The organism is Kitasatospora sp. NPDC051705, assembly GCF_044453265.1.
GTDB lineage: Bacteria > Actinomycetota > Actinomycetes > Streptomycetales > Streptomycetaceae > Kitasatospora.
Genome location: NZ_JBITCO010000032.1, coordinates 72,684 through 78,683 on the forward strand (window position 1 = coordinate 72,684; position 6,000 = coordinate 78,683).

General features: G+C 75.3%; 5 protein-coding genes. 1 reads left to right on the plus strand and 4 read right to left on the minus strand.

Annotation, left to right across the window (positions count from 1 at the left end):
- Positions 1–51: 51 nt before the first annotated feature.
- From rsmD to ACIA8Q_RS29605, 4 genes are all read right to left on the minus strand, one after another.
- Positions 52–636, minus strand: coding sequence for a 16S rRNA (guanine(966)-N(2))-methyltransferase RsmD (gene rsmD / locus ACIA8Q_RS29590; protein WP_360220892.1), 585 nt, complete (start codon positions 634–636; stop codon positions 52–54).
- Positions 637–737: 101 nt separating this feature from the next.
- Positions 738–1,271, minus strand: a complete 534-nt coding sequence (locus ACIA8Q_RS29595) for a hypothetical protein (RefSeq protein WP_280686268.1) — start codon at positions 1,269–1,271, stop codon at positions 738–740.
- Positions 1,272–1,376: 105 nt separating this feature from the next.
- A complete protein-coding gene (gene recG, locus ACIA8Q_RS29600) occupies positions 1,377–3,593 on the minus strand; it encodes an ATP-dependent DNA helicase RecG (RefSeq protein ID WP_360220889.1) in 2,217 nt (738 codons plus the stop codon).
- A gap of 76 nt (positions 3,594–3,669) precedes the next feature.
- Complete coding sequence (locus tag ACIA8Q_RS29605; protein WP_396317967.1) at positions 3,670–5,433, minus strand: DAK2 domain-containing protein; 1,764 nt, start codon at positions 5,431–5,433, stop codon at positions 3,670–3,672.
- 167 nt (positions 5,434–5,600) lie between these two features.
- On the opposite strand from ACIA8Q_RS29605, the gene rpmB reads away from it, so the two are divergent.
- The gene (rpmB, locus tag ACIA8Q_RS29610; RefSeq protein ID WP_014138233.1) at positions 5,601–5,786 is read left to right on the plus strand and encodes a 50S ribosomal protein L28; all 186 of its coding nucleotides are present in this window, start codon (positions 5,601–5,603) and stop codon (positions 5,784–5,786) included.
- Positions 5,787–6,000: the final 214 nt, after the last annotated feature.

The window sequence follows — 6,000 nt, forward strand, 5'->3', positions numbered from 1 at the left end:
GGCGTGTGTGCTCCCTCGTGGGGTGACGGCTGCTCGGCGGGCCTCGGCCCGCTACTCGTGCTGGCGGGCCTCGGCGGCGGCGCGACCGTACCAGAGCGTGCCCTCGCCGTAGCGGCGGGAGCGCAACACCTCGAAGCCCTCGGGCCAGCCGAACTCTCCGCCGCGGGTGCTGCGCTCCACGGTGACGAGTGCGTCCTCCGCGAGCCAGCCCCCGGCCAGGAGTGTGATCAGCATCTCGCGCAGCTCCTCGTCCGTCACGGCGTACGGCGGATCGAGGAACACCAGGTCGTACGGGGTCTCCGGGGCCGGGCCCTCGACCACCTTCTCCGCCCGGGCGGACCTCACCTCGGCGCCCGGCAGGCCGATCGTGCGGACGTTCTCCCGGATCACCCGGACCGCCTGGCCGTCCGCCTCGACCAGCAGGACGTGGTCGGCGCCGCGCGACAGCGCCTCCAGGCCGACCGCGCCGGATCCGCCGAACAGGTCGAGCATCCGGGCCCCGTGCAGGGTGCCGCGCAGCGCCTCCAGAGTGGAGAACATCGCCTCGCGGGCCTTGTCGGAGGTCGGGCGGGTGCCCCGGCCTGGCGGTACGGCCAGTCGGCGGCCCCCGGCCGCCCCGGCGATCACGCGGGTCATGGTGGTGGGAGGTCCTTTCGTCGCTGCCCGACCACGCTATCCCGCCCCGGCCCGCGGGGCCCCACCGGTGGATCGGCGGGGCCCCGCGGGCCGGACCGGCGTCAGCTCGCCTCGGAGCCCGCCGACTGGGCCGGGACGGCCGCGCCGAGCAGCGCCGGCGAGGCGTAGCGGGACCAGGACAGGCAGCCGTCGGGCGGGCAGAACTCGGGGCGGCGCGGGTCGTGGCCGAGCTCGCGCAGCTTGGTGCGGACGGAGTCGGGCGTGCGGCCGAAGCGGGCGGCGATCCGGGCGACGGTCTCGCCGTCGTGGAAGCGCCGGACCAGCTCCTCCTCGTGCTGCGGCACCCAGGGGGCGCCGTGGCCGGGGTACAGCTCGCGCAGCACGTCGCGGTCGGGGATGGGCTCGGAGACGTCGGCGACGATCGCCAGCGCCCGCAGCGCGCGGTTGAGCGCGATCCGCAGCGAGGCGACGTCCTCGACCGGCAGGCGGAGCTTGCCCGAGGCCAGCGGCTGGGCGGCCGCCCCCTCGCGCCAGCCGGTCAGGGTGAGGGTGACCTCGCGGTCGTCGTCGCTGGCGAGTTCGATCCGGAAGACCTTGTCACCGAGCGGGAGCTCGTTGAGATGACGGAATGCCATGGCAGGACCCCCAAGTGTCGCGCCAGGTACGCACCTTGAGGGTGCGTCCTGAACACCTTCATTCTCTCCCGGGGGTCTGACAATTCCGGGGCCGGCGGCGGCCGCTCAGCCCTTCTCCATGTAGGCCGCGCGGTCCTCGTCGAGCAGGCTCTCCAGCGCGGTGCGCAGCTCCGGGTGGGCGGTGAGGTCCGGGTCCTCGGCGACCAGCCGGGTGGCCTCCGTCCGGGCGGTCAGGATGACCTCCTCGTCCTCCAGCACCGAGAGCACCTTGAGCGAGGACTTCACCCCGGACTGCGCCTGGCCCAGCACGTCGCCCTCGCGGCGCTGTTCGAGGTCGATCCGGGACAGCTCGAAGCCGTCCAGGGTGCCGGCCACCGCGTCCAGCCGGGAGCGGGCGGCGCTGCCCGCGGGCATGTCGCTGACCAGCAGGCACAGGCCGGGCGCGCTGCCGCGGCCGACCCGGCCGCGCAGCTGGTGGAGCTGCGAGACGCCGAAGCGGTCGGCGTCCATGATGACCATCGCGGTGGAGTTGGGCACGTTGACGCCGACCTCGATGACGGTGGTGGCCACCAGGACGTCCACCTCGCCGGCCGCGAACCGGCGCATCACGTCGTCCTTGGCCTCCGGGGCGAGCCGGCCGTGCAGGATCTCCACCCGCAGGCCGCCGAGCGGGCCGGTGGCCAGCTTCCCGGCCGTCTCCACCACCGAGAGCGGGGGCCGCCGTTCGTCGCTCGCGGCCCCGGCGTCGGCGACCTCCTCGAAGTCCTCCTCGGCCGCCCTGCGCCGCTTCTTCGGTTCGGCGGCGGGCTCCTCGTCCCCGATCCGGGGGCAGACCACGTACGCCTGGTGGCCCTTGGCGACCTCCTCGCGGACGCGCTCCCAGGCCCGGGTGAGGAAGTTGGGCTTCTCCAGGGCGGGGACGACGTGGGTGGAGATCGGTGAGCGGCCGGCCGGCAGCTGGTCGAGGACGGAGGTCTCCAAGTCCCCGAAGACCGTCATCGCGACGGTGCGCGGGATCGGCGTGGCGGTCATCACCAGCAGGTGAGGCGGCTGGTCACCCTTGGCGCGCAGCGCGTCCCGCTGCTCGACGCCGAAGCGGTGCTGCTCGTCGACCACGACCAGGCCGAGGTCCTGGAACTGGACCTTGTCCTCGATCAGCGCGTGGGTGCCGATGGCGATGCCGGCGTCGCCGCAGGCCATGTCGAGCAGCGCCTGGCGGCGGGCCGGGACGCCCATCGAGCCGGTCAGCAGCACCACCCGGGTGCCGAGGTCGGAGCCGCCGAGCATGCCGCCCTCGGCGAGGTCGCCCATCATCTCGACGATCGAGCGGTGGTGCTGCTGGGCGAGCACCTCGGTGGGGGCGAGCAGGACGGCCTGGCCGCCCGCGTCGACCACGGCGAGCATGGCGCGCAGCGCGACCAGCGTCTTGCCCGAGCCGACCTCGCCCTGGAGCAGCCGGTGCATGGGGTGCTCGGTCGCCAGGTCGGCGGCGATCTCGGCGGACACCTTCTGCTGGCCCTCGGTGAGGGTGAAGGGCAGCCGGGCGTCGAAGGCGTCCAGCAGGCCGCCCTCGCGGGCCCGGCGCGGAACGGCGGGCAGCGCGGACTCGGCGGCCCGGCGCCGGGCCAGGGCGACCTGGAGCACGAAGGCCTCGTCCCAGCGCAGCCGGCTCTGGGCGCGCTCGCGGTCGGCCTGGCCGCGCGGGCGGTGGATCAGCTCCAGCGCCTCGGGCAGCGGGATCAGCTCGTGCCGCTCGCGCAGTTCGGCGGGCAGCGGCTCGCCGACGTCGGCGAGGTGCTTGGTGAGCGCCGTCTCGATGCAGATCGACAGCTTCCAGCTGGGCATCTGCGCGCTGGCGCCGTACACCGGGATGAGCCGGCCGGCGAACTGCTTCGCCGCGTCCGACCCGGCGTCCTCGTCGAGCAGCTGGTAGTCCGGGGAGACCAGCTGCCGGCTGCGGTTGAAGACGCCGACCTTGCCCGCGAACAGGCCCTGGGCGCCGGCCCTGAGCTCCTTCTGGCGCCAGCCCTGGTTGAAGAAGACCAGCGAGAGCCGGCTGCGGCCGTCGGTGACGACGACCTCCAGCCGGTCGCCCTTGCGCCCGCGGAACGGGATCAGGGTGACCTTCTCGATCCGGGCCAGCACGGTGACGTGCTCGTCGATCTCCAGCTCGTCCAGGCTGGTGAGCTGGCCGCGCTCGACGTAGCGGCGCGGGTAGTGGTGCAGCAGGTCCCCGACCGTGCGCAGCTTCAGGCTGTCGGCCAGCACCTTCGCGGTGCGGTCGCCGACGAGCTTGGTCAGTGGTTCATCGAGAGCGCCCATCAGGCCCTTGTTTACACCACGGGGCCGACAGTCCGGGCCTTCCGGCGGCCGACCCGCGCCGACCCGGGCGGCGGGTTCACTCGACGCCGATGAGCAGCGGCGCGGACTCCTGGCCGCCGTGGAAGACCACCGCGTCCACCTCCGGCCGCCGGTGCCGGGCGTGCGCGACGAGGCGCTCGGCGAGCGCCTCGTCGGCGCCGTCGCCGAGCACCAGGGTGACGAGTTCGCCGCCCGCGCCGAGCATCCGGTCCAGCACGCTCGTCCCGACCTCGTCCAGGCCCGTGCCGATCACCGCCACGTCGCCGTCGATCAGGCCGAGCACGTCCCCGGCCTGGCAGACCCCGGCCATCGTCCAGGACTCCCCCTCGGCGACGGCGAGTTCGGCGTACCGGGTGGCGCCGGCCGCGGAGGTCATGGCGACCACGTCCTCGTCGAAGCGGCGGCCCGCCTCGTGCACCGCGAGCGCCGCCAGCCCCTGCACCGGCGAGCGGGTGGGCAGCACGGCGATCCGCACGCCCTCCTCGCGCAGCTGGTCGGCGGCGGCCCCGGCGGCGGCCCGCAGTTCGGGGTCGTTGAGCAGCAGGACGACCTCGCGGGCGGCCGAGCGGCGGACGGCCGCGGCGAGTTCGGCGCTGGCCGGCGGGCGGTCCGGGTCGGCGTGCAGCACCAGGGCGCCGGCCTGCTCGCACAGCTCGGCGAGCCCCGTGCCGGAGACCACGGAGAGCACCGCGCGGGCGCGCTCCTCGCGTTCGCCGCGCTCGGCGGCGCGGCCGGCCCGGGCGGCGGCCTCGGCGAAGTGGGTGATCCGGATCTGGTGCGGCCGCCCGGCCCGCACCCCGGCCTCGACGGCGGCGCCCGCGTCGTCCACGTGGACGTGCACGTTCCACAGGCCGTCGCCGCCGCCGATCACCAGCGAGTCGCCGAGGCCGCCGAGCCGCTCGCGCAGCGCGGGCAGGGCCTCGTCGGCCGCGTCCAGCAGGTAGATGACCTCGAAGGCGGGGTGGCCGGGGCCGGGCGGTCGCACGTGCACCTCGCAGCTGTCGACCGCCCGGACGTCGTCGCGCAGCGCGACCGGGCCCATCGGCTGCTGGCCGGCGACGGCGTCGGCGAGCGCCCCGAGGACGGCCACCAGTCCGCGCCCGCCCGCGTCCACGACGCCGTTCTCGGCCAGCACGGCGAGCTGTTCCGGGGTGTGCCGCAGGGCGTCCCGGGCGGCCCGGTGGGCGGTGTCGGCGACCTGCGCGAGCCCGTCCCCGGCCCGGACGGCCTCCCGGGCCGCGACCCGGGCGACGGTCAGCAGGGTGCCCTCGACGGGCTCCGCGACGGCCTGGTAGGCGGAGTCGGCGGCCCGCTGCAGGGCGGCCCGCAGCTGGTCGGCGCCGCCGCCCTCGGCGAGCGTCTCGGCGGTGCCGCGCAGCCACTGGGCGAGGATCACCCCGGAGTTGCCGCGGGCGCCGACCAGCGCGCCGCGGGCCATCGCCCGCACCGTGTCGGCCAGGCCCGGGGCGGGCCCGTCGGCGGGGTCGGTGAAGCGGCTCTCCACCTCGGCGGCGGCGGACTCGACGGTGAGGTAGAGGTTGGTGCCGGTGTCCCCGTCCGGGACGGGGTACACGTTGAGCGCGTCGATCTCCTCCCGGGCCTGGCCGAGCGCGCGCAGGGCGAGCTGGCACCAGGTGCGCACGGCCGGGGCGTCGAGCGTGTGCAGCACCGGGTCTCCTCCGGATCGGACGCCGCGACGGCCTGCGGGGCAGCAGCACAGCCAGAGCTGCGGCGAGGGGTGATACCGGCAGGTTATCGGGGGCCGGGGAGGGCCGCCGGGACGGCCGACCGGGGCGATCACCCGGCCGGTCATGGTAGTTTCGTTGAACGGGAGCAAGCGTTGTATGCTCTTCCGGTTGCCTGGAACAATCCGGGCGCACCCCTCGGCCCGGTCCGGTTCACGCGAGTGTTCCGCTGGTTCACAGGGGTTGTCGAACGTAAATGATCTGAAGTCTTGGAGTGACTCCTGTGGCTGCCAACTGCGACGTCTGCGGCAAGGGGCCGGGCTTCGGCAACAGCATCTCCCACTCGCACCGCCGTACCCCCCGTCGTTGGAACCCCAACATCCAGACGGTGCGCGCTGTGATTGGGCGGACGCCGAAGCGGCTCAACGTCTGCACCTCGTGCATCAAGGCCGGTAAGGTCTCGCGCTGACGCGCAGACCGGCATGCCGGTCCTCCAGTGAAGCCGGTCCATCCTCGGATGGACCGGCTTCACTGTTTTCCGCCCGGGGCCTCCCCCGCGGTGGGGGGGGGCGCGGGGCCCCCCCCCCCCCCGGGGGGGGGCCCCGCCCCGGGGGGGGGGGCCCGCGCCGCCGCCCCCCCCCCGCGGCCCCCCCCCCCGGCGCCCCGGGGGGGGGGGCGCGGCG

Excerpts from the sequence above, each read along its gene's own strand:
- recG (WP_360220889.1), bottom strand. The coding sequence starts at position 3,593 with ATGGGCGCTCTCGATGAACCACTGACCAAGCTCGTCGGCGACCGCACC.
- rsmD (WP_360220892.1), bottom strand. The coding sequence starts at position 636 with ATGACCCGCGTGATCGCCGGGGCGGCCGGGGGCCGCCGACTGGCCGTA.
- ACIA8Q_RS29595 (WP_280686268.1), bottom strand. The coding sequence starts at position 1,271 with ATGGCATTCCGTCATCTCAACGAGCTCCCGCTCGGTGACAAGGTCTTC.